The organism is Paenibacillus sp. 7516, from assembly GCF_002272715.1.
Taxonomy (GTDB): domain Bacteria; phylum Bacillota; class Bacilli; order Paenibacillales; family Paenibacillaceae; genus Paenibacillus; species Paenibacillus illinoisensis_A.
Genome location: NZ_NPBI01000029.1, coordinates 73786 through 95518, shown reverse-complemented (window position 1 = coordinate 95518; position 21733 = coordinate 73786). Strand labels below are relative to the sequence as shown.

Sequence of the window (21733 nt, the reverse complement as noted above, 5' to 3'; positions counted from 1 at the left end):
GCCCGGGCTGCGCCGCATCTGCATGCTGCACCGCGGGTGCTTCAGGCTCGGCAGGAGCAGCCACCGGCTTCGCCTCGGCGCTCTCCTGCGCGCGGCTGAGCACGTTGCCCAGCACACGTGCCCGCATGCCCGGCGGCGGAGCAACTGGTTCCGCCGTGAGTGGCAGGAAGCCGGTAACTTCCTGCAATTCCTTCACTTCCTGGCGGCATGCTTCGCACGTAGCCATATGTGCCTCAAATGCTTCCACTTCCTCGGCTTCCAGTCCGCCCAGCACATACATCGGTGCCAGATCAGACCACTCTTCATGTCGTTCTATCATGGATGTATGCCCTCCCTTCCCGCGTCTGGCTGCAATTCAGCATCGGCTAGCAGCTTCTGAAGCTGCTTCATTGCTAACCTGACCCGGCTCTTGACCGTACCCAGCGGTATCCCGAATCGGCTGGATACTTCCTGCTGCGTTAATCCCCCGTAATATATGGATTCAATAACCTGCTGCTGATCGCGATTCAATTGGGATAAGGCTTCCCTGATTCGGGTCCCTTCCCACTTCCGTTCCACTTCTTGTTCCGTATTGGTTTGTTCGTCGGCATACGCTGCCAGAGATTCGTTCTCTACCGCCGTTGTCGCGGCACCTTTCGATTTGCGCCTCAGCATATCCACTGCAATGTTTCGCGTTATGGCAAACATCCATGTGGTTAGCTTCCCCTGGGAGGCCTCGTATCGTTCTGCGTTATTCCAGACTCGCAGAAACAGTTCCTGTACCGTTTCTTCTGCCGTCATTGGATCACCTACGATCCGGTAGGCAAACGAATACACTGCCCGCTCATAGCGGTCATATAAAAGCTCCAGTGCAGATGCATCCCTCTCTGCGATCTGTTGCATTAACCTGCTGTCCTCCATTGATTCAGTCATGCGAGGGCCCCTTTCTTGATCTCCCTCAACATTATAACCTACGAAAAAACTTTTGAAGAGGATTACCTTGTAGAAGAAAAAATCTGAAAACTTTTCATGATTTTTTCCTCGCGAAACACTCCACCCTTCCTTTATCTTGCAAAAAATTACAGACTGTGGTATACTCTTAAAGTTGGAATTAAACCTCAACTGATTTTCTATCTTCTTTTAACCCCGGAATATTTTCTTCATGCTGCGACCGCAGCGAATATGTATAACCAACCTATGGAGATTGAAGAACCTGAATCACATTAACCCGGTATAACAGAGTTTCACAAGATTTTCCCATTCACACTGGCGCGGTCATCGGAGCCGCAAGGACAAAAGAGAGGTAGGGCTTTTGTTGTTTTGGAAGTCACTTATTCTTGAGAAGATTGAAAACATACACAAACCAAGCACCCGGAATTGGGTTCCGGGTGCTTTTCCATGTCTGATTACATATTTCCTAATTTAATTATCCTATCTTTGTCGAAAAGTTCTCACTTAGATGAACATGGTTTTGGAGATAATGACCAGCAGGATGAACAGCACCAGAATGGTACCCATGGATCCCCAGCTTCCCCCACCGTGACCATAAGACGTTCCACAGCCTTTGCTGTAACCATAACCGTGCACCATTGGGGCCTGGTTCGCGTGGTGCCCATACCCGTAACCATATCCGTATCCAAGCGGCATTGTTCCGCATCCGTAACCGTACATTTCGTGACCTGTGTATGGGTAACCATGCATATGTTCATGACCTCCCATATGTCCGTATACGTGTCCCTGTCCGTTCGGTGAATTCGGTTTAACTTCGCTCATTGTTCATTCCTCCTTAGCATTTGCCTACACCCCTAAGCTATGTATTTTGCCTACCGCTGGACCGGGCTATGGCCCTCATTTGCATAAAATGGGCACTTTTTGCCTTGGACTAGCGTGGAATTTACCTGTGTTTTTTTAATCTGATTTCTGTATGCTTCTTCTATCCCAGCCACCCGTCCAGCTTGTCCACAGCCTAAAAAAACCCTGCCGGGTAACCGGCAGAGTTCGCTATATTACACCCAGAAAGATTTAGTAATGATGACGAGGAGAATGAACAGAACCAAGATGGCTCCAGTCGATGTCCAGCCGCCGTATCCTACGCCTCCGACTTCGCTCATGGAGAACCCCCCTTTACCAGAGAATTCGTGTGTGGGGCTAATAAATGCTATTATACCCAGAAAGATTTAGTGATGATGACCAACAGGATGAAGAGAACCAAAATGGCACCAGTCGATGTCCATGCTCCGCCGTATCCACCTACAACTCCACTCATGTAAAACCCTCCTTTGATTTGAGGTACAGTTCACTATATGCAGAAGTCCTTTCCCAGACCGGGCTCTAGACAAAAATGGGCTGATGTCCACCACCCTAGAAGCATCCTCATTTATTTAACATAACTACTTAGATACGGATTCCAGTTCTCTACATTTGCATATTTCAACAACCACTAGTTCTTTGGATAGATGCGCATGTTTGAGCTTAATTGTTTATATAGTGGCGCTAACTGTATCACTCCATTTAAAATGGATGCACAAATATTGCCATAATGGTATTATTTATAGGTTAATCTGTTGATTAATCGTTCCAAAATTACCTTTTTGGTAATTTTATATTCTCTTTTATTTAGTAATGTTATTATTTTACTATTCATGTGGAAAGGAGTCTTTATGCCTACTTTGGGTGAGCGCATTAAGCATTTAAGAGAAATTAAGGGGTATTCACAGAAGGAATTATCAGAAAAAACGGATCTCACCATAGTCCAATTGTCCCGGTATGAAACCAATCACAGAAAACCTGATCCTGAAGCTTTATGTTGTTTAGTAAAGACTTTGGATACCAGTGCAGATTATCTTATCGGTCTAACTCCTGAGTCGTCATTAGCATCTCCGATTGGAAATCTGAATCAAGAATTCATTTCATATCTGGATCATCCTGTACATGGGACTTTCTTAAAGAGTTTTCTTAATGCACCTGATCAGCTTAAAAAGGAAACCCTGCAATTTTTCAACTTTATTATGAGTAACTACGAGAACTCAACTCTGGAGCACCGTAAACACACGATGACTTAAGACAAAATCTCATCCGATGAGAAGCACATTAGGGGATATTAGAGATCATGAAAAAACTTATTACGATTCTGGCATTAACTGCATTGCTTAGTGCTTGCAGTAATTCAGAAACATCCAAAACAGCAGACACACCAACTACAGAAACAACAAGTACAAGTGCAACTGAAACAGTCTCTGCCGAGGCTAAGACTACCAAATATACTACATACAGTGGGGAAGGCTTCTCATTTTCTTATCCAGATCACTGGAAAAGCGTAGATACAAGTCAAATGAATGCAGCAGTCAAAGCAGCATTTTCTGACCAGTCAACATCATCACAATTTGCAGATAACATTAATTTCACCATCGAATCCAGCCCATCGGGTTCAATTAATCCTGAAGAGTTTGCCAATAATGTTGTAGACTATTACACACAAAACGGTGAATCTATTGGCATTTCCAATTATAAGAAAGTTAGTTATACCAATAAGCCCTACAAAGAATATAACGCCGGGGTTTTGGAAGGAAACTATACACACACTTCGGGCACCAATATAGTTATCGTCCAGTACATGATTCCGACTAATAGTGAACTCTACACCATGACGATAACCTCTTCCAAAGATTCTTATAATCAGGATACAATTAACGAAATCATTAATTCCCTAAGTATCTCTGCTCCTTTGGAACAGACTGCCGGGAGCACGGCTGCTGAAAGCACAGCTGCAAATTTCTTCAATGATTTAACACCTTTTGTCACAGATAACACAGCTGCATTAGAGCAGGCTTCTTACGATTTCATTGCCGGCAATAGTGATTTGTTCCCTGCGAGTACAGCGGATCTTCGCAAAAAGGCAAAAGGTCTTGTTGACTCCAAGGTTACAACCAGACATCTGAATAAAAACGTGGCTAACTATTATGAGGATTTTGTCAGTGTCAGCGGACAAGTCATTCAGGTTGAAGAGGATAACTCTCTCGGATCAACTTTTTCAATTGTTCTTGTTATGGATGATAACGGTAACTATGTTACAGCACTATACCCAGCAACAACTGGAGATTTACTTGATGGAGATTACGCTACCGTAATTGGTGCACCTATTGCCAACTACTCATTCCAAAATGTCGGAGGCGGTTTTACCAATTCCACGTTGATTGGAGCTTCACTGGTTATCGCTGAATAATTCCTTGCACAAATAAGAACTCAACCTAGAAGGTTGAGTTCTCTTCATTTCCTGCCTCATTTAGTTATCACAAACACGAAATCACATAGTCCCCTCGTCATAATCATAACTTTATTAACACAAATCGTAAGTACCATTTTTACACTCCAACTATATATTTATGTTTATTTTTAGGTACAACTCCCCGTGATAAATCGCATTCATATTGATTCGTAAGAAGTAAAAAAATAATATATTTCACCCGTGTCAATCCTCCCTGATTAGGGTATTATTCTCAGGTATAACACATTTACATAGGAGTTGATGATAAAGGTGAAAATGAAAAAAGTTATTCTTGCTTTATCTATAGGAATGTTAGTTGGTTCTTCTTCCATGGCTGTGGCTGCAACCTCCCAAAAGGTGCAAGCAACGTTGGCGAACTTCAAAGTTATTGTTAACGGTCAGTCCAAATCGGTAACATCCGATCAACTACTTTATAAGGGCAATACATACCTACAACTTCGTGAAGCAGCCAAAATTCTTGGTTATGAAGTAAATTACGCAAGTGCGACCCGCTCTATCGAATTCTCTGCAAAGAGTCAAACTCAAGCAGACTGGATTACTCTAATTGATTTATCTGCCTCCAATGGATACGACGTTGCACTCAAGGGAGACTCCGCGGATGTTTATAATGTATCAAAAAATCTTAAAACCATTCTGAGTGTTAATGCGAATGGTCTTAAGGAAAACGAAGAAAAGGTGGTAGCAGATCCATCGGGTAAAACAATTCGTTACAAAAAATTGCAGGGTTCTCTGGTATTGAACCGTGGAGATCTGAAAAAAGCTGGTTTAATCAAGTAATTCACTTTAATAAAGAGCCTCGCGGGATATATCTCCGGCGAGGCTCTTTCCTCTGCTGTTCCTCTGTCAGAGTTACCTAGCTCCTGCTGAGAAAGGGTATTACCCCGTCCGAAAGAATAGCGAATTCGACCAACCCCATCCTAATCCCTAATTCGGACGTACCTCACGGGATGCCAGCTTGTCCTGAACGGATTGCAGCTTCTGTATGCTGGAGGCATCCGGTTTATCCCGCCGATCGTCAATCTTAACGGATGTAGAGACCCGCTGGGCGCCCGATAGAAACGGAGCTTCATGCAGAGCCGCTATGGCTGTGAAGACCTCGTTCAGCGGTCCTTCGATAATGGTGCTCATTGAAGTCAGCTGATATGTAATGCCACGCTGGTTTTCCAATACGGCCTGCATGTCGGCCACATAACTGCTTAGACTGGTCGTTCCTGTTCCAATTGGAATTACGGTCACTTCTGCTATTGCCATCCTGCTCCGCCTCCCTTTTCAGCTTCGTAGATTAACGTTGTCGCTATATTTAGCGCAATTTTGACTATTTTTATTTTACCAGTTGAAGGCGTCACAATTCAAACTGACGTGAAGACGTCATTCCATTTGGACAAAATTTTTTTTTGAATAATCTTCAAATCTTCCAGTCCTTTTCCTTTGCGGATTCATGCCGTAAATGGTATACTCGGAATTACGTTTTAGTGTGCTGAACCTGTTTACAAACACAAGATGTTGGGTTAGAGTAGGATAACAGCAACAAAATGTAGTGACAAAGCGTTTCCCCACTTCTGAAAGTCATCTTCTGCAATCTCGCGAAAAACAGGATGGAATCACCTTCCAAGGCACGTCCCTGTAGGTGAAAATCGCTTTCTCGAAACAGAACTGACGCCGAGGTTAACGGGGCTGTTTGGACTGCACCCGGTTGCCTCTATGACAGTCGCAACTAGATATGGACACAACCTTACATAATAGCACCTTGCAGTCGACGTATATTTGCGACTGTCAGGAAGCCAGTGCATTCATGGGCATTTTCAGGCCGTCAGGCGGGGAGTGCTTTTTATATGATCATGTTCTGAAGCTGCTCCTATGTTACGGGGTCTTTGCATGCGCAAACTGTCACCACCGCAGTCCATTGGAAGTATCTATTTTTTTCTCACCGTAAGAAGACACTCAATTCTTTATATAAGAATTTCTCCAATTTATCTCTTAATCATGCGAAAGCGAGGAATATTCATGCCACAAGTTGTGATCAAGCCGAACAACCGCCAGCTTGCCTTTGACGATATGCGTATCTCGGTATATGCCGACCGTATCCTGGAAGGACTGGACATGCTGGACAAGGAACGTTTGGTACGCGGGGTTAACAGCAAACTTCGTCGTGACGAAGTAACCGGAGACGAGATCAGTAACGCTTTTATGATGAGCGCACTGGAACTGGTAACCAAAGAGGAGCCGAACTGGAAATTCGCGGCGGCACGCTCGCTGCTTACTTCCCTATACAAAAAAGCGGCTACCAACCGTAGATACAAATCTTATCCGGACGAGCCTTATGGTGCATTCTATCCTCTCCTTGTAGACCTTGTGAAAAAAGGCATCTACCGTGAAGAACTTTTGGAGTGCTACACCAAAGAACAAATTGATGAACTGGCGGAATGCATTGATTACCGCAACGATTTGCTCTTTGACTACATCGGCTTGCTCACACTGGCAGAACGCTATCTCGCAAATGACTTTGACGGCAAAGTAATGGAGCTGCCTCAAGAGCGCTACATGGTTATCGCCATGTATCTGATGCACCAGGAGCCTGCAGAGAACCGCATGCATCTGGTTAAGGAAGCTTATTGGGCGATGAGCAACATGTATATGACAGCTGCCACGCCGACTATGTCCAATGCAGGTAAAAAAGTGGCAGGACAACTCTCCAGCTGCTTCATTGATACCGTGGATGACTCCCTTGAGGGCATCTTTGATTCCAATACGGATGTAGCTAGACTTAGCAAAATGGGTGGCGGTATCGGTGTGTACCTCGGTAAAGTCAGAGCACGTGGTTCAGACATCCGTGGTCACAAAAACACAAGCTCCGGCGTAATCCCTTGGATTCGCCAACTGAATAATACAGCCGTTAGCGTAGATCAGCTGGGAACACGCAAGGGTGCAATTGCCGTTTACCTGGACGTCTTCCACAAAGACATTCTGGCCTTCCTGGATCTGAAGCTGAACAACGGGGACGAGCGTATGCGTGCGCATGACGTATTCCACGGCGTATGTCTGCCTGACCTGTTCATGGAACGTGTAGCCAGCCGCGGTGAGTGGAGCCTGTTCTGCCCGCATGAAACGAAAAAGATCATGGGTTGGAAAGACGAAAACGGCCGCGCACTCGGCTTGGAAGATTTCTATGACGAGTCCTTCGGCGAAGGCACATTCCGCCAAAAGTATGAAGAAGCGGTAAACCACCCGCTGTTGTCCCGTATTACGGTACAAGCCATCGATATTATGAAACGTGTCATGAAATCACAGCTTGAAACAGGTACGCCTTATATGTTCTATCGCGATACGGTTAACCGTTCCAACCCGAACAGTGCCCACGGCATGGTGTACTCGTCCAACCTCTGTACCGAGATCATGCAGAACCAGTCTGCAACGGTAGTAGAAAAAGAAGAGCTTGTAACCAAGGATGGTCAAACACGCATCGTGATTTCCAAAGTGCCTGGCGACTTCGTGGTCTGCAACCTGAACTCCATTCACTTGGCACGTGCCGTGCCTCATAACGTACTGGAGCGTCTGGTACCGATTCAGGTTCGCATGCTGGATAACGTCATTGATATTAATAACATTGAAGTACTGCAAGCCCAATATACCAACAGCCAATACCGTGCCGTAGGCTTGGGTACATTCGGACTTCACCACCTGCTTGCTCTTGAGGGCATCCGTTGGGAATCCGATGAGGCTGTAACCTACAACGATAACCTGTACGAAAAAATCAACTACCTGCTCGTCAAAGCCAGCATGGAACTGTCCAAGGAAAAAGGACACTATCCGAAATTCAAAGGTTCCGACTGGGAGAGCGGCAAATACTTCGAGCAGCGTGATTACACGACGGGTGAGCGCGTAGGCGAATTCGTAACGACCGAACAGTGGAAAGAGCTCCAGGCTGAAGTTCAGCAAAACGGTGTACGTAACGCATGGTTGTTCGCGATCGCACCTAATGGTTCAACATCCATCATTGCCGGATCTACTGCAAGTATCGACCCGCTCTATGAGTTGTTGTCCTATGAAGAGAAAACAACATACAAGATTGCCAACCCGGCACCAGACCTGTCGGACAAAACCATCTGGTACTATAAAACGGCCTTCCTGGTGGATCAGCATGCTTCCATCAACATGGCTTCTGCCCGTCAACGTCACGTCGATCAGGGACAAAGCTTCAACCTGTATGTCCGTCCTGATATCAAAGCAACGGAGTTCCTTGAACTGCACCTGCATGCCTGGAGAGCGGGTCTGAAATCGACCTATTATGTTCGCAGCCGTGCATTGACGATTGAAGAATGTGACTCCTGCGCAAGCTGATCGATAGATTATTCGTTTCACGATGACTACCAGGGCATCCTGTTTTGATTGCAAAATGGCGTTGCCCTGGTACTTTTTTGCCCAAATTACGATCACAGCATCCCAGCGATGTTGATATAGATGCCTGAACTAAAAGTTTGAATTGAGGAGTGAACGGATTATGCAAGTACAGAAAATTTTCAATACAGAAGCACCTAACCAATCGACTCGAATTATTGAAGGTGAATGCTCCGGGATTCTGAACTGGAACGACATTCGTATGCCTCATATGTACAAGCTGTACAAAGTACTGCTGCTCAACCACTGGATTGCTGACGAAATTCCAATGTCCAAGGATGCATCCCAATTCGCCCAACTGGATCCGGAAGAACAGCGTACATTCAAAATCAACATTTCCCTGCTGGCTGTACTTGATTCCATGCAAACGATGTTTGTAGGTGACGTTAAACGGTACTTCACCGATTCTTCGCTCGAAGCGATCTCGGCCATTATCGGACAACAGGAAGTCGTTCATAACCAATCATACTCCTACGTTCTGTCTTCCATCGTATCTGATCGGGAGCAAAAAGAGATTTTTGAATATTGGAAACATGATCCCGTGCTGCTCGACCGCAACCGGTTTATCGCCGATATCTATCAAAGCTTCCGGGACGAGCCGTCTCCACAGACATTCTTCCAAGCCATGGTAGCCGACTTAGTACTTGAAGGTATTTTCTTCTACAGTACATTCGCCTTCTTCTACAACCTGGCTCGTGACCAGAAGATGATGGCAACCAGCCAGATGATCTCTTACATTCAGCGTGATGAGAATCAGCACTGCTACTTCTTCGCTGAAGTGTTCAAGCAGCTGCTCGTTGACTTCCCTGAACTGAACACGCCTGAGAACATGGACTATGTCTACAAAACAATCGACCGTGCCGTCGAGCTGGAAACCAACTGGGCACATTACACGCTCAGCAATGTTCGCGGAATTGACCTGAACGAGTTGGAAGACTACATCAAATACATCGCCAACAAACGTCTGCGTCTCATGGGCATGGATAAAGCTTACGAAGGCGTGGATGTAAACTGCATGCCTTGGATCAAGCCTTTCTCTGATGAAGCACTCAATGCAACAAAAACAGACTTCTTCGAGGCGAAATCCCGTAACTATGGTAAAGTCGGCGACGACAACGGATTCGACGATTTGTAAGTTCAGATATAGTGTACAAAAGACACAATATATCCATAAAACACTCCCTATATGGGAGTGTTTTTGTTACGTTTTGTACCCTTCTCCCCATGGATGAAAATTCTGTAATATAATGGAGAAGGTTTGAATCTCCTATTGAAATGAGGCTAAAGGATGGAACGAGAACTGCTTGATCAATTGAACACCTGGCATGACCAGGACCTGTTTGGTCTCATTATCAAACGCATAGAACAGATCCCTGTACCCGATCGGAATTATGACCTGACAGGTCATCTAGCGAGAGCATATAACAATAGTGCACGATACCGTGAAGCCATTCAGCAGCTTAAATCCGTTGAAGAGCAAGGCAAATGGGATCCACTCTGGCAATTCCGTCTGGGTTATGCCTATTACCATATGGCCCTATACGATCAGGCCTTGCAAGCATTTGAACAGACTGACCGGCTTCAGCCCTATGATGATTCGACACTCGAATTTCTGAATTCAACCCGTTCCAAAGTTGTAAAAATGCAGCGGGACCGGCAGCGTCATCTAGAGAAGCTGGCTGAATGGAAACAAAGCGGGATCCAGAACCACCTTAGAGCGGCCTCAGGCTCCTATGATCCCTCCACATTTTGGGAGCATAGTGACTATGCACAGAGCAGCTATGTTTCTTCTCCTTTTAATGAAAGCCAAATCATCTCTACCGAGCAGGAACTGGGTTACAAACTGCCTGCTTCCTATATTCAATTAATGAACATTCAAAACGGTGGAGTTCCTGCACGTACCGTTTCCCCTACAGAAGAAGCTACATCCTGGGCGGAAAATCATATCGCCATTACCGGCATGATGGGCATTGGGAATGACAAGTCCTATTCCCTTACCGGAGAAATGGGAAGTCGCTTCATGATTGAGGACTGGGGATATCCTGATCTGGGCATTGTGATCTGTGACTGTCCATCTGCCGGTCATGATGTCGTGATGCTGGATTATCGTTTCTGCGGTCCGCAAGGTGAGCCCTGCGTTGTACATGTGGACCAGGAAGATGACTATGAGATCACTTACCTGGCACCCAACTTTGAAGCGTTTGTTCGTGGACTGGTGGATGAGGAAACGTTCGATCTGGACGAAGAGGACGAGGACTAAACCGGCAGGAGGCCCTTATGACAACCCGAATTTATTTTGCTACCCACAAAATTGGCGATGTTGCATTCTCTTCACTTCAAGAAGCACTCCATGAATTCGACCTGGGAATCCTTGAAGAATATAAACAAACCGAAAAGGGAGTCATGGGCCAGACATTGCTCATCCGTACCTCTCAAGGGGAGTATATTTTGAAAGGCAACCCGTTGTATGTTGGACAGCTGCAGGAAGAACAGTTTTTCGCCCAGCAGTTAGCTGAGCACACGGCCATTCCTGTACCCGTCCCCTACCTGCTGCAAAAAAACACGGACTTACTGGGTTGGAGTTACGCGATCATGCCTCGTTTACCGGGAAAACACCTGTATGATTCTTCGCTCCAGGCCGTACTCGGACAGGATGAGCAAGAAGAGATTGCCTCCATGCTCGCCCGTAGCCTGATTGAACTGCATCGATGGAAAGTACCGGATGCAGGCGAGTATGACCCCATAGCCGAACGAATCGTTCCCTTTGCGGGTACTTATCTCGACTGGCTGTATGGAACCATCCGTCACTGGTTGCTGGATGCCCAGAAGTACTCTGTCATTACGGATGCAGATATAGCTTGGGTGGATGAACAGCTTAGCCATGCAGAGGCTGCATTTGGGGCCATGCCCGTTCCGGGTTTTGTCATGGGAGATTTCAAGGTGGAGAACTTTGTCATCCAGAAGGTTGGCAGCCATGCTTCCGACTGGCGCATTAGTGGCCTGTTTGATTTTACTACCTCATATTTCGGGGACGGTACGGCAGATCTGACCAAAATGACAGCCATGTATATACATAAAAATCAGCCCGAGCTTGCCAAGCGCTTTCTGTACACTTACCGGGAACTTGTCTGCGCTGATGACGAAGAGCGATGCAAACACTTCGCCGTTCGCTTAGGGATTCATCTGCTGTATCAGCGTATTCTGGTATGGGGCGAAGCCAAAGCGACCAATCGGGTCACATGGGAGGCAGACCTGCCTTTTACAGTCTGGGCGCAGCAATATATCGATTCTGTGCTAGGATTGATTGATTAAAGCAGCCGATCTGAATGCAACGAATAAGAATAAACAAAAAAACGGCCGAAATCAGAGACTTCCCCTGTTTCGGTCGTTTTTTATCCTGTCTTGCTAACTAAATGGTCAAACGGTAAGTTTAGCTTAGGCTTGCGTTACAGGCGCTTCCTGATGCTTCTGCAAAAACTCCAGCATCCGCCGATACACAAGAATCTCATTCGTCTTTCTGGAGAAGCCGTGACCCTCATCGTCCAATACGATATACTCCACGTCTACGCCCTTATCCTGAAGTGCCGCCACGATCTGATCCGATTCGGCCTTCACAACCCTTGGATCATTCGCGCCTTGAATGACCAGCATCGGGTTTACCATCTGGTCAAGGTAAGTGATGGGCGAGTCCTTCGTTAACCGCTCACGGTCGCGAACGGGGTCACCGAGCCAGTTATCCATCATCGGTTTCCAATCCTCCGGGACGGATTCCAGGAACGTAAACAGGTTGCTTGGCCCAAAGATATCGACCGCTGCCCGGAACAGCTCGGGATGACGACCCGCAAGCAGCAGCGTCATGTACCCGCCATAACTGCCTCCAACCACAAACAGGCGATCTGGTGAGGAGATGCCTTGGTCAAACAGCCAATTTATGCCGGCAACACAGTCAAGCCTCGGTCCCTCGCCCCAGTCCCGCTCTACCATCTTCACAAACTCGGCACCATACCCGGTGCTTCCACGGAAGTTTGGTGCAAAAATATGATAGCCCTGTGCCAGCATCAGCTGGAACATCGGCCGGAAAAACTTGGCTTCCGAGGCCTGTGGTCCACCATGCGGCCAGAACACCGTGTAACCGTTGGCCTGCTCCGGCTTGGCTTTAAAGAAAAGTGCCTCGATTTCCAGACCATCATAGGAGTTGTACCGAACCAGGTCAGGATAGACCAGATCATCCGGATCAAGCCCTGTCACCCGGTTGGCCGTGAGTGATTCCCAAGAATCACTCCCCGCAGGCAATCGGTAGATATTATGCGGCTGAATCGCACCCCGCCCAAGAATGTACACATTGCCCGCTTTGGTTACGCGCGTCTGTTCTACCGTATCCAAAGGCATGTCGAGACGACGCGGCTGCGCAGCATCTTTGCCCAGGATGTACATTCGGTTTTCCGTACCTGTAAGCGTCCAGAAATACAATGTCTCCGATGCCTTATGCCAGCGAATCATCTCCACGTCCTCCCCTTCAATTTTGCACAAAGGTCGGAACTCGCGGGTATCCAGTCTATATTCAGCCACATAAGAGTATTCTTCCTTATCATTGGTGACGAGCAAAAGGCGATGGTCATCTGCAAATAGAATTTCGGATACCTGGCTCTGTCTCTCCGAATCGGGCAGAATAGATATCATCTCCCCTTCCAAGTGCAGGTGCGCTGTCTGATACGTATTGGAATACATTTTCACAATGACGAAACTCTTCTCGTCGGGACTTACCGCAACCAAGTAGCTTGTTGCCTCTTCCCCGCTGTACAACAGCACATCCTCACCGGTCTCCAGGTCGCGTCGACGTGAATTGAGATAATTCGGGTTACCCGCACTCGTCACGTAATACAGTCGCTGTCCATCCTCGGACAACTCCGAGAAATAACAGCGGTCATTCGGCTCAGCAGGCACAATGGGCAGCGGCACGCCACCCTCCGGTTTAAGCGCATATAGATGATAGTTCTCATCGCCGTCCCGATCAAAACCCGTGAGAATATGGCGTCCAAGCGGATCAGGCTTAATAAACTGACTGCTCTGGTTCAAATACGTCAAGGGATACGGGTATCCACCCGGCAGATCCATCGCCCAGATATTCGGTTCACCGTTCAGATTGCTGTCAAAAAACAAACGTTTCTCATCAGCCGATACGGCAAAGTGCGAAATGCGATACGTCTGGAAATACTGCTCTACATCCGGTTTGGGAAACTGAAGCATGACAAACCTCCTTGGGAATGAACAAAAGTATTTAACGGTGGTGAATTAAGGTATATTTGTCCATATTACAGGAAATTCCATTGTTTACACAATACTCATGTCATATTCCTCTACATGAATTATCTGATCCATTTTCACGTATAAAAAGTCATATGTGGTTTATCTTCACGATAATAATCGAGTCTTTGTTTCATAGTGCCTGTGTGCAGTTCGAACAGATGACCATCGGGATCGGTAAAATAAACAGACCTTGCATCTCTGGGATCGCGTGCTCTGCCAGGAAGAATATCGGCCCCTGCTGCCTTTAGCTCTTGCACAGAGGTATCAAACTCCTCTTCCTTCACAGTGAAGGCAATATGTGTATAGGTTCGTTCCGTATAATTGCGAATAACATCCTCCTGATTCAAAGCGATCCAGAGACCCGCCAGTTCAAAATACGCCAGCTTGCGGCCCTTCACTTGAATCCGGGCACCGAGAGCCTGCTCATAGAAGGTAATGGATCGTTCCAGATTGGATACGGAAAAGCACAGATGATTAATTCCCTGTATATTCACTCGCTCCTGACACCTCCACTATTTTGATTACTCACATCCTTATTATGGTATATTTCTCCTTCAAAAAACAAATGACTTCTTCTCTCACCGCACCTTCTTCTGGGCGAACGCATAGTTTAGGCATATCAATGAATGTTCGAGGAGGATGTAAAGCGAATGAATCCTGTCTACCCTTTTTATGGTGAGAAGACGGTCTGCAAAGAGCAAAAACTGGCATTTCCACCCCAGCATCAGGACCGGCAGCCTGGTCTGGAAACACTCATGGTACCTGAACCCATTAGCGAGGATCCGGCATACATCGGTAGCTGCAAACTGGATGGCAAAGTAGCCATCATTACGGGTGGGGACAGTGGAATCGGCAGAGCCGCAGCCATTGCTTATGCCAAGGAAGGTGCCGATATTGTCATTGCTTACCTGTATGAACGGACGGATGCCGAGTGGACTCGCGATCGTATTGTAGAACTGGGTCAGCGCTGTCTGCTCATTGAGGTCGATCTTCGGCTGAAGAAAAACTGTGACGCCGTCATCCGTACTACGATGGAAACCTTCGGGAAAATAGATATTCTGGTCAACAATCATGCGGTGCAGTATGTGCAGCCGAGTATTGTCGACATTACGGAGGAACAGCTCTACCATACGTTCCAGACTAATGTGTTTTCCTATTTTTTTCTGATCCAGGCCGCTCTCCCGCACATGTGCAAAGGGGCTTCCATTATCAATACGGCTTCCATTACAGCCTATAAGGGCAACGTGCAGCTGATCGACTACTCCTCCACCAAAGGGGCTGTTGTCTCTCTCACACGCGTACTCGCCAAATCACTGGCTTCTCAGGGAATTCGGGTCAACTGTGTAGCTCCAGGTCCAATCTGGACCCCTCTCATTCCCTCCAGCTTCTCTGCTGAGGATGTGCAGGTATTCGGAACAGATACGCCGATGGGTCGTGCAGGCCAGCCCTATGAACTGGCAGCGGCCTATGTATATCTCGCATCGCGTGATTCTTCGTACGTAACCGGTGAGTGCATTCATATCAACGGCGGCGATATGGTGACCACCTAAGATCAGGCGTGGTAAAAACCAATAGGTATTATGCAACAATATGGTGTACTGCTTAATCGATTTATCGTCCATGTCAGGTTGGATTTGGCAAGTTCAGCAGGAGAATCAGGATCTTGTTCCGAAGTGGGTTAGGAGTTAAGCATCCGGTATACCGGAACCTGACATCTTGGGACAAGGAGCTGAACCGTCTGATGAACTACGATCCACTCTATCAACCGTACCCCTCTTATCGTGTGCCCGTCTATGCCAACAAAGGCATCGTCGCCACTTCGCAGCCTCTTGCAGCACAAGCAGGTCTGGATGTGTTAAAAAAAGGCGGCAACGCCATTGATGCCGCGATTGCAACGGCTGCTGCGCTCACCGTGCTGGAGCCAACGTCCAATGGCATCGGGGGCGATGCCTTTGCCCTCGTCTGGACCGAGGGCAAGCTGCACGGCCTGAATGCCAGCGGCCCTGCGCCTCAGGGCATATCCATTGAGGCGCTCAAGGCGGCAGGCCATTCGGAGATGCCGAAGCTTGGGGTCATCCCGGTGACGGTGCCTGGCGCACCGGCGGGCTGGGCTGAGCTGAGCCGCCGCTTCGGGCGGCTCACGCTGGCGGAAGCGCTGGAACCGGCTATCCGCTACGCGGAGGAAGGTTACCCGCTTGCGCCTGGGCTGGCGCGCCACTGGGCACGGGCAGCGGACATTTATGCACGCCAGGGCGATGCGGCAGCCGGGCGTGCTTGGTTTGAGACATTCGCTCCAGGCGGGCGTGTTCCGGCCGCGGGCGAGATGTGGCGTTCGCCGGATCACGCGAATACACTTCGCCGAATCGGCGAGAGCAGCGCACGTGACTTTTACGAAGGAGAACTGGCGGAGCGCATTCATTCGTTTATGGCAGAGCATGGCGGCTACCTGACCAAAGACGATCTGGCGGCCTTTCAGCCTGAATGGGTCGATCCCATCTCGGTTTCCTATCGAGGCTACGATGTCTGGGAGATTCCGCCAAACGGTCAGGGACTGATTGCCCTCTCGGCGCTCAATCTGCTCAAAGGATTCGACTTTGAAGAAAAAGAATCCGTGCTCGGATATCACAGACAGCTCGAGGCGATGAAACTCGCATTCGCCGATGGTGAAAAATATATAACCGAGGAACGTAAGATGGGCGTGACGGTGAAGGAGCTCCTATCCGAAGCGTATGCGAAGGAGCGGCGCAAACTCATCGGTGACGCAGCACGCATGCCTGAAGCAGGGAATCCGAAGGGAAGCGGTACGGTATACCTTGCTGCGGCTGACGGTGAAGGCAACATGGTTTCCTTCATTCAGAGCAATTATATGGGCTTCGGCTCCGGGCTGGTCGTACCGGGAACAGGTATCGCCCTGCAAAATCGGGGTCATAACTTCTCACTCGATCCTGATCAGGCCAATGCCCTGGAGCCAGGCAAACGCACGTATCATACAATCATCCCAGGATTCCTTACGCGCGGAGATGAAGCGGTTGGCCCATTTGGGGTCATGGGCGGTTTCATGCAACCTCAGGGCCATGTGCAGGTTGTCATGAACACGGTAGACTTCCACTTGAATCCGCAGGCAGCACTGGATTCTCCAAGGTGGCAGTGGACAAAAGGCAAAACGATACTGGTGGAGACCGGCTTTCCGCAGCATATTGCACAAGCACTTGCCCGCAAAGGGCATGATATTCAGGTTGCTCTCGACCCTTCCATGTTTGGACGCGGCCAGATTATATGGCGTGACCCAGGCAGCGGGGTACTATGTGCTGGCACCGAAAGCCGGACAAACGGATCGGTGGCTGCATGGTAATACAGCTCAGCTTAAAACTGAGTTTAAAGTGAGCAGTATCCAAACAGGAGCAACCATAAGCTGGCCATTTGCTTCGGCGGCAGGAGAAACCGTTGATATATAGAGGGTCTCCATCGATAGGAATGATGATTATCCATAAATCGCTATCATCCTCAAGTCACAAGATTTTCAGATCAAAAAGGCAAAGAAGAGATCATTCGCTGATCTTTTCTTTGCCTTTTTGGGTTAGTCTATTACACGGATGAATTCCGAGTATATTATTCAGTTCACATAGGCTACGGCTCTCTCAGCAAGGGGCATCACAGGGCGTCAATGATGTCTCCTGCCAGCAGAGACGCCGGATCGCCGCGCCGCAGCGCAGCCTGCTCGGCGGCCTGGCCGTGCAGGTATACACCAAAAGCGGCTGCCTGCTCCGCGCTGAGTCCTTGAGCGAGCAGACCGGCGATGATGCCGGTCAATACGTCCCCGGCGCCGCCCGTTGCCATGCCGGCGTGCCCGGTGGTGTTAATGTACGCCTCGCCGGAAGGCGTTGCGATGACCGTTCGTGCTCCTTTGAGCACCAGGGTCACGCCCTGCTCGCGGGCGTACCGTGCAGCGTGTCCGATCCGGTCACGCTGCACTTCGGGGGTCGGCATGCCCAGCAGGCGGCCCATCTCTCCGGGGTGCGGCGTCAGAATGGTCGCCGTACTGCGCCGGCCCCAGTCGTGAGGCCCGGATGGGCCCGCGTCTGCAAGCATGTTGAGGGCATCCGCGTCGATGACGAGCGGGCGATCCGTCTGTTGCCACAGGCGGCGCAGCCAGCCGGTGTCGCCCTCGAAGCGGCCGAGGCCCGGCCCGGTTGCAATCACGTCGCGGCTCTCCGCAAGACGAAGCACGGCTTCGGCGGAAGCCGCGTTCCACTCGCCGCTGTCGCCATCTGCGGCGGCTGCGAGCATGAGCTCAGGCACACTGCCGATGACATGCGGCAGCAGCGCCGCAGGCAGCGCCCATGTAGCGAGTCCGCAGCCAGCGCGCATTGCAGCCTTGGCCGAGAGCAGACCTGCGCCGCTCATCGGCAGACTGCCTGCTGCCAGCAGTACGTGGCCGTAGGTACCCTTGTGCCCATCCGGTGCCCGCAGACGATCCGTGTCCACGTTCAGGGCACCGCGCATCACTTCCTCCGTCAACAGACGAACGGTAGGACCGTGCTCCGGCGCAAGCCGTGCCGGAATGCCGATGGCGCGCACCACGATGCGCCCCGCGGCCGACGCGCCCGGATACTGTACAAGCCCGCGCTTCAGCAGCGCGAGGCATACAGTCACCTGGGCTTGAATGCAGGGCTCGTGTACCTCTCCGGTGTCGGCATTCAGCCCGCTTGGCACATCGGCGGAGACGACCGGCTTACCGCTGTCGTTCGCCGCCTCAATCAGCGCCGCGTAAGCTCCCCGCGGCGCCCCCTGCGAGCCGGTGCCCAGCAGTGCATCCACGATGCCTGTGCACCGGCTGAAGTCCACGGCTTCACGGCCGTGGACAAGGGCAGGGATGCCGAGCTGCGCAGCGGCATCTCGCTGCACTGCGGCTTCGCCCCGCAGTGACTCGGGCGCATCGGCGTAGATCAAGGTCACGCCGAGCCCCGCTTCAAGCAGATGGCGGGCCGCAACCAGCCCGTCCCCGCCATTATTGCCCTTGCCGATCAGCATGTACCAATGCTGATCAGCGGGGTGCGCCATCACCAGCGCCGGATCGGCGATGATGTCGCCCCCGAAACCTTGGCGATCACCGGGCCCAGTGTGTGCCCGCTGGGCCTCTCCCTGCTCCCGGCGCCTTTTGTGTTCAACCACCCTACCGCCCGCAGCCTCCTCACGGCACAAGGCGATAACTTCCTCCGCAATGGCTCTGCCCGCGTTCTCCATCAGACTCGCAGCAGGAATGCCCAGCTTGTGGATGGTATGCTCATCTACAGCTCGCATCTGTTCAGCGGTGACGATAAACAAGGTTCATCCCTCCCCGGTGAGTAACTTCTCATTCTGCGTTTGGCATCATTCGACTCTACTAGCTCCCGGCAAACTCTCCCTTAATAAGCTACCGTAAAACGGGAACCAATAAACTGCGGATCATCAAGCTCATCCACCAATGCCGCAGCAAAGTCGCCAACCGAGATTGTGCTCTCTCCCAGATCATCGGTTACCAAACGATTCATCCCGATCCGGAAATGGCCTGTCCGCGGTCCGGAAGTAATTGTTGCCGCCGGGCTCATATACGTCCAGTGGATATCCGATTCCTCGATTAAGCCATAAGCATCCAAATGCGCCTTCGCCAGGGTTCTAACTTCCTCCGGAAATCCAGGTGTATCCATCAGCATCTCACCCGAATCGGTCAGCAAGCTGCCAGCTCCGCCAACGACAACCAGACGGCTGGCTTTGCCGCGGCGAACACCCTCAATCAGTGAACGTGTAACTTCCAGCAGCTCCTCTTCTTCTCCGAATTCCGGACCATAGGCACTAACGACAGCTTCCTGGCCTGCTGTAAGATCGGCTACCTGATCCGGGTTCAGCAAATCTCCCTTTTCCACACGCAGACGTTCATGAACCATTTCCACCTTGGACGGATCACGCACAATCGCAGTCACTTCATGCCCGCGGTCCATAAGCTCCCACAGTATCGTCTTTCCAATCGTTCCGGTCGCTCCAAAAATTGCTACTTTCATATCTTATCCCTCTTTTCAGTAGATATCACCATGTCAACATACCGTTATATTGTAATACTTAATCCTATTGTTATATACCTTAAACGGCTCACGCCATCTTAAACCGGATGTAGCCACTTGTAAACCAATGTTAATAAACCGACAAGAATTCACACATCCAATAAGCAGCGCTGCACCTATCTTCTGCATCCACTGCATTTTTTACACAGCAAAAAGCCGCTACGGCGGCTTCAAGATCGGGATATTTCATTTATATCCGTCAATCCTCTCCCTGCCTCCACCACATGCCTTCCGATTTCGGGCTGGTATAGGTGAAACCAAATTGGGAGTACAGGCGATCTGCAGGTACATCCGCAAGAAGACTCACCAAGCCTCGTGCAGGCACATGTTCACGCAAGTATTTCATGATCTCGCTCATAATCAACTTGCCATATCCCCTGCCTTGAACATCCGGGTGAACAGCAATATCCACCACCTGAAAGAAACAACCGCCATCCCCAATAACCCTGCCCATGCCTACGAGTGTATCTGCATTGCGTAAACATACGGCAAAAAGACTGTTCGGCAGTCCAATTTCTGCTCCCTCCTTGCTCATCGCACTGAGACCCGCAATTTGTCGCAAGGCAAGATACTCTGCTGCTGTGGGTGGAATGTGTTCAATGCTGATCTGGTCCATGAATTGTGCCCCTTTCTGCTTGAATTCATCTACTTCCTGTGTAATAGTGAGAGAAAGCTTACGTGAAGCGTGTTTCAAGATACGTCGAGTTTATGCAAAGGAGGAAAACGTGTGTTTCAACCCTGGATCGAAGAGCTGATATCGCGCCCCGGCGCTGAGGCTGTGCTGTTTGGAGTCATAGCTCTGCTGCTCTGGATATATATATGGTCTGCCACTGAAGTTCGCCGCAGCCACGAAAGGCGAATGCGAAGGATACAAGATACATTATACATAAGCACAAACCTATTGGGAAAACTCACCATTCTGGAACATAAAAAGTATTCATTCTCAGAAAATGAACAACAGGATCTGTTCATGGCCATGCTGGCCTGCAAATCAGCATCTGATCTCTCTTCTACGTTACAGGATCAGATCCGCGATTGCATCAAGGAGCATGATCCTGCCAGACTCGCGCTGATGCACAGAGCATTGGAACGAGAATGCACCGCATTATCAGATGAACTCGGTCAAGATAACCGAACAGATCATTGGGGCGAGGCCATCTGGACAATCTTTCGGCCTCTGGCCGAACCGGCTGCACTGGCAGCTACCCTGTTTCTGGTTGCTGATCTTGTGTTCCGCCAGCGACTGTTGGACGTTTCCGTAGATTCATGGGAGAGTGTCCTCCCGTGGTTGCGTGCAGTTTCCTTATTGATTGCCATAATGTATGGTTATCTGTTCTGGGCCAGCCTGCGCCGCGAACCATCAGGTACAGTGAACAAAATACTCTTCTTGCTGATCGTGCTATGCTCGCTGCTCCATCTGATTGGGCCTGCTGCTGCTCCTTATGCCTTGGGATTACAGCTGATCCTGTTCACTTCAGGTTTCGGGTTTACTGGAACTCGCCCACGTAGTGATCGCCCTTATGTAGGTCATACCGAGCTGGAGCCAACGAATGAGCCCCCTACTGAAAACGAAGTGAGTGCAGCACGTAAAGCTAGTGCCTACACGGGCGAATAGTCACCTTTTTCTACTTATAATCTGTGATAATTACAACCACTGGGTAAACCAGAA

General features: G+C 49.4%; 21 protein-coding genes. 10 read left to right on the top strand and 11 right to left on the bottom strand.

Features of this window, described 5'->3' with window-relative positions; genetic code table 11:
• From CHI14_RS23515 to CHI14_RS30350, 5 genes are all read right to left on the bottom strand, one after another.
• Positions 1 to 319: zf-HC2 domain-containing protein (locus tag CHI14_RS23515; protein ID WP_170948250.1), on the bottom strand; the 319-nt coding region annotated here is incomplete at its 3' end.
• Positions 316 to 912, bottom strand: a complete 597-nt coding sequence (locus tag CHI14_RS23510) for an RNA polymerase sigma factor (RefSeq protein ID WP_095291804.1) — start codon at positions 910 to 912, stop codon at positions 316 to 318. The genes CHI14_RS23515 and CHI14_RS23510, both read right to left, overlap by 4 nt.
• A gap of 522 nt (positions 913 to 1434) precedes the next feature.
• Entirely contained in the window at positions 1435 to 1752 is a 318-nt protein-coding gene (locus tag CHI14_RS30565; RefSeq protein ID WP_095291802.1) for a hypothetical protein, read from the bottom strand.
• A gap of 233 nt (positions 1753 to 1985) precedes the next feature.
• A complete protein-coding gene (locus CHI14_RS30355; RefSeq protein ID WP_212677023.1) occupies positions 1986 to 2090 on the bottom strand; it encodes a YjcZ family sporulation protein in 105 nt (34 codons plus the stop codon).
• Positions 2091 to 2140: 50 nt separating this feature from the next.
• Entirely contained in the window at positions 2141 to 2245 is a 105-nt protein-coding gene (locus CHI14_RS30350; protein ID WP_192262833.1) for a sporulation protein YjcZ, read from the bottom strand.
• 394 nt (positions 2246 to 2639) lie between these two features.
• On the opposite strand from CHI14_RS30350, the gene CHI14_RS23500 reads away from it, so the two are divergent.
• From CHI14_RS23500 to CHI14_RS23490, 3 genes are all read left to right on the top strand, one after another.
• On the top strand, positions 2640 to 3041 hold the full coding sequence (locus CHI14_RS23500; RefSeq protein ID WP_095291800.1) for a helix-turn-helix domain-containing protein: 402 nt from the start codon (positions 2640 to 2642) through the stop codon (positions 3039 to 3041).
• A gap of 47 nt (positions 3042 to 3088) precedes the next feature.
• Positions 3089 to 4201, top strand: a complete 1113-nt coding sequence (locus CHI14_RS23495; protein WP_095291798.1) for a PsbP-related protein — start codon at positions 3089 to 3091, stop codon at positions 4199 to 4201.
• A gap of 318 nt (positions 4202 to 4519) precedes the next feature.
• Positions 4520 to 5041, top strand: coding sequence for a stalk domain-containing protein (locus CHI14_RS23490; RefSeq protein WP_249281219.1), 522 nt, complete (start codon positions 4520 to 4522; stop codon positions 5039 to 5041).
• Between the two features lie 147 nt (positions 5042 to 5188).
• Here the strand turns inward: CHI14_RS23490 and CHI14_RS23485 are convergent, their stop codons facing one another.
• On the bottom strand, positions 5189 to 5515 hold the full coding sequence (locus CHI14_RS23485; protein ID WP_095291795.1) for an MTH1187 family thiamine-binding protein: 327 nt from the start codon (positions 5513 to 5515) through the stop codon (positions 5189 to 5191).
• 753 nt (positions 5516 to 6268) lie between these two features.
• Here CHI14_RS23485 and CHI14_RS23480 point away from each other — a divergent pair.
• The 4 genes from CHI14_RS23480 to CHI14_RS23465 all read left to right on the top strand — a co-directional run bounded on the left by CHI14_RS23480 (position 6269) and on the right by CHI14_RS23465 (position 11971).
• Positions 6269 to 8602: a ribonucleoside-diphosphate reductase subunit alpha gene (locus tag CHI14_RS23480; protein WP_095291793.1), complete on the top strand. Its 2334-nt coding sequence runs from the start codon at positions 6269 to 6271 to the stop codon at positions 8600 to 8602.
• Positions 8603 to 8762: 160 nt separating this feature from the next.
• The gene (locus CHI14_RS23475) at positions 8763 to 9794 is read left to right on the top strand and encodes a ribonucleotide-diphosphate reductase subunit beta (RefSeq protein ID WP_095291792.1); all 1032 of its coding nucleotides are present in this window, start codon (positions 8763 to 8765) and stop codon (positions 9792 to 9794) included.
• A gap of 153 nt (positions 9795 to 9947) precedes the next feature.
• A complete protein-coding gene (locus CHI14_RS23470) occupies positions 9948 to 10919 on the top strand; it encodes an SMI1/KNR4 family protein (protein ID WP_095291790.1) in 972 nt (323 codons plus the stop codon).
• Between the two features lie 17 nt (positions 10920 to 10936).
• Complete coding sequence (locus CHI14_RS23465; RefSeq protein ID WP_095291789.1) at positions 10937 to 11971, top strand: aminoglycoside phosphotransferase family protein; 1035 nt, start codon at positions 10937 to 10939, stop codon at positions 11969 to 11971.
• Between the two features lie 123 nt (positions 11972 to 12094).
• On the opposite strand, the gene CHI14_RS23460 is transcribed toward CHI14_RS23465, so the two are convergent.
• Both CHI14_RS23460 and fosB read right to left on the bottom strand, forming a co-directional pair.
• Positions 12095 to 13906: a S9 family peptidase gene (locus tag CHI14_RS23460; protein ID WP_095291787.1), complete on the bottom strand. Its 1812-nt coding sequence runs from the start codon at positions 13904 to 13906 to the stop codon at positions 12095 to 12097.
• 134 nt (positions 13907 to 14040) lie between these two features.
• Positions 14041 to 14460, bottom strand: a complete 420-nt coding sequence (fosB, locus tag CHI14_RS23455; RefSeq protein ID WP_095291785.1) for a metallothiol transferase FosB — start codon at positions 14458 to 14460, stop codon at positions 14041 to 14043.
• A 156-nt stretch (positions 14461 to 14616) separates the two neighbouring features.
• On the opposite strand from fosB, the gene CHI14_RS23450 reads away from it, so the two are divergent.
• Together CHI14_RS23450 and CHI14_RS23445 are read left to right on the top strand one after the other, a co-directional pair.
• Positions 14617 to 15516: a glucose 1-dehydrogenase gene (locus tag CHI14_RS23450; RefSeq protein ID WP_095291783.1), complete on the top strand. Its 900-nt coding sequence runs from the start codon at positions 14617 to 14619 to the stop codon at positions 15514 to 15516.
• Between the two features lie 191 nt (positions 15517 to 15707).
• Positions 15708 to 17318 carry a gamma-glutamyltransferase family protein gene (locus CHI14_RS23445; protein WP_095291817.1) on the top strand — a complete coding sequence of 537 codons (1611 nt, stop codon included), beginning with the start codon at positions 15708 to 15710 and terminating at the stop codon, positions 17316 to 17318.
• A 299-nt stretch (positions 17319 to 17617) separates the two neighbouring features.
• Here the strand turns inward: CHI14_RS23445 and CHI14_RS23440 are convergent, their stop codons facing one another.
• From CHI14_RS23440 to CHI14_RS23430, 3 genes are all read right to left on the bottom strand, one after another.
• The gene (locus CHI14_RS23440; RefSeq protein WP_095291781.1) at positions 17618 to 19291 is read right to left on the bottom strand and encodes an NAD(P)H-hydrate dehydratase; all 1674 of its coding nucleotides are present in this window, start codon (positions 19289 to 19291) and stop codon (positions 17618 to 17620) included.
• Positions 19292 to 19371: 80 nt separating this feature from the next.
• On the bottom strand, positions 19372 to 20004 hold the full coding sequence (locus tag CHI14_RS23435; RefSeq protein WP_095291778.1) for an NAD(P)-dependent oxidoreductase: 633 nt from the start codon (positions 20002 to 20004) through the stop codon (positions 19372 to 19374).
• Positions 20005 to 20263: 259 nt separating this feature from the next.
• Positions 20264 to 20680, bottom strand: coding sequence for a GNAT family N-acetyltransferase (locus tag CHI14_RS23430; protein WP_095291777.1), 417 nt, complete (start codon positions 20678 to 20680; stop codon positions 20264 to 20266).
• A gap of 111 nt (positions 20681 to 20791) precedes the next feature.
• On the opposite strand from CHI14_RS23430, the gene CHI14_RS23425 reads away from it, so the two are divergent.
• Complete coding sequence (locus CHI14_RS23425; RefSeq protein ID WP_095291775.1) at positions 20792 to 21679, top strand: hypothetical protein; 888 nt, start codon at positions 20792 to 20794, stop codon at positions 21677 to 21679.
• Positions 21680 to 21733 lie beyond the last annotated feature (54 nt).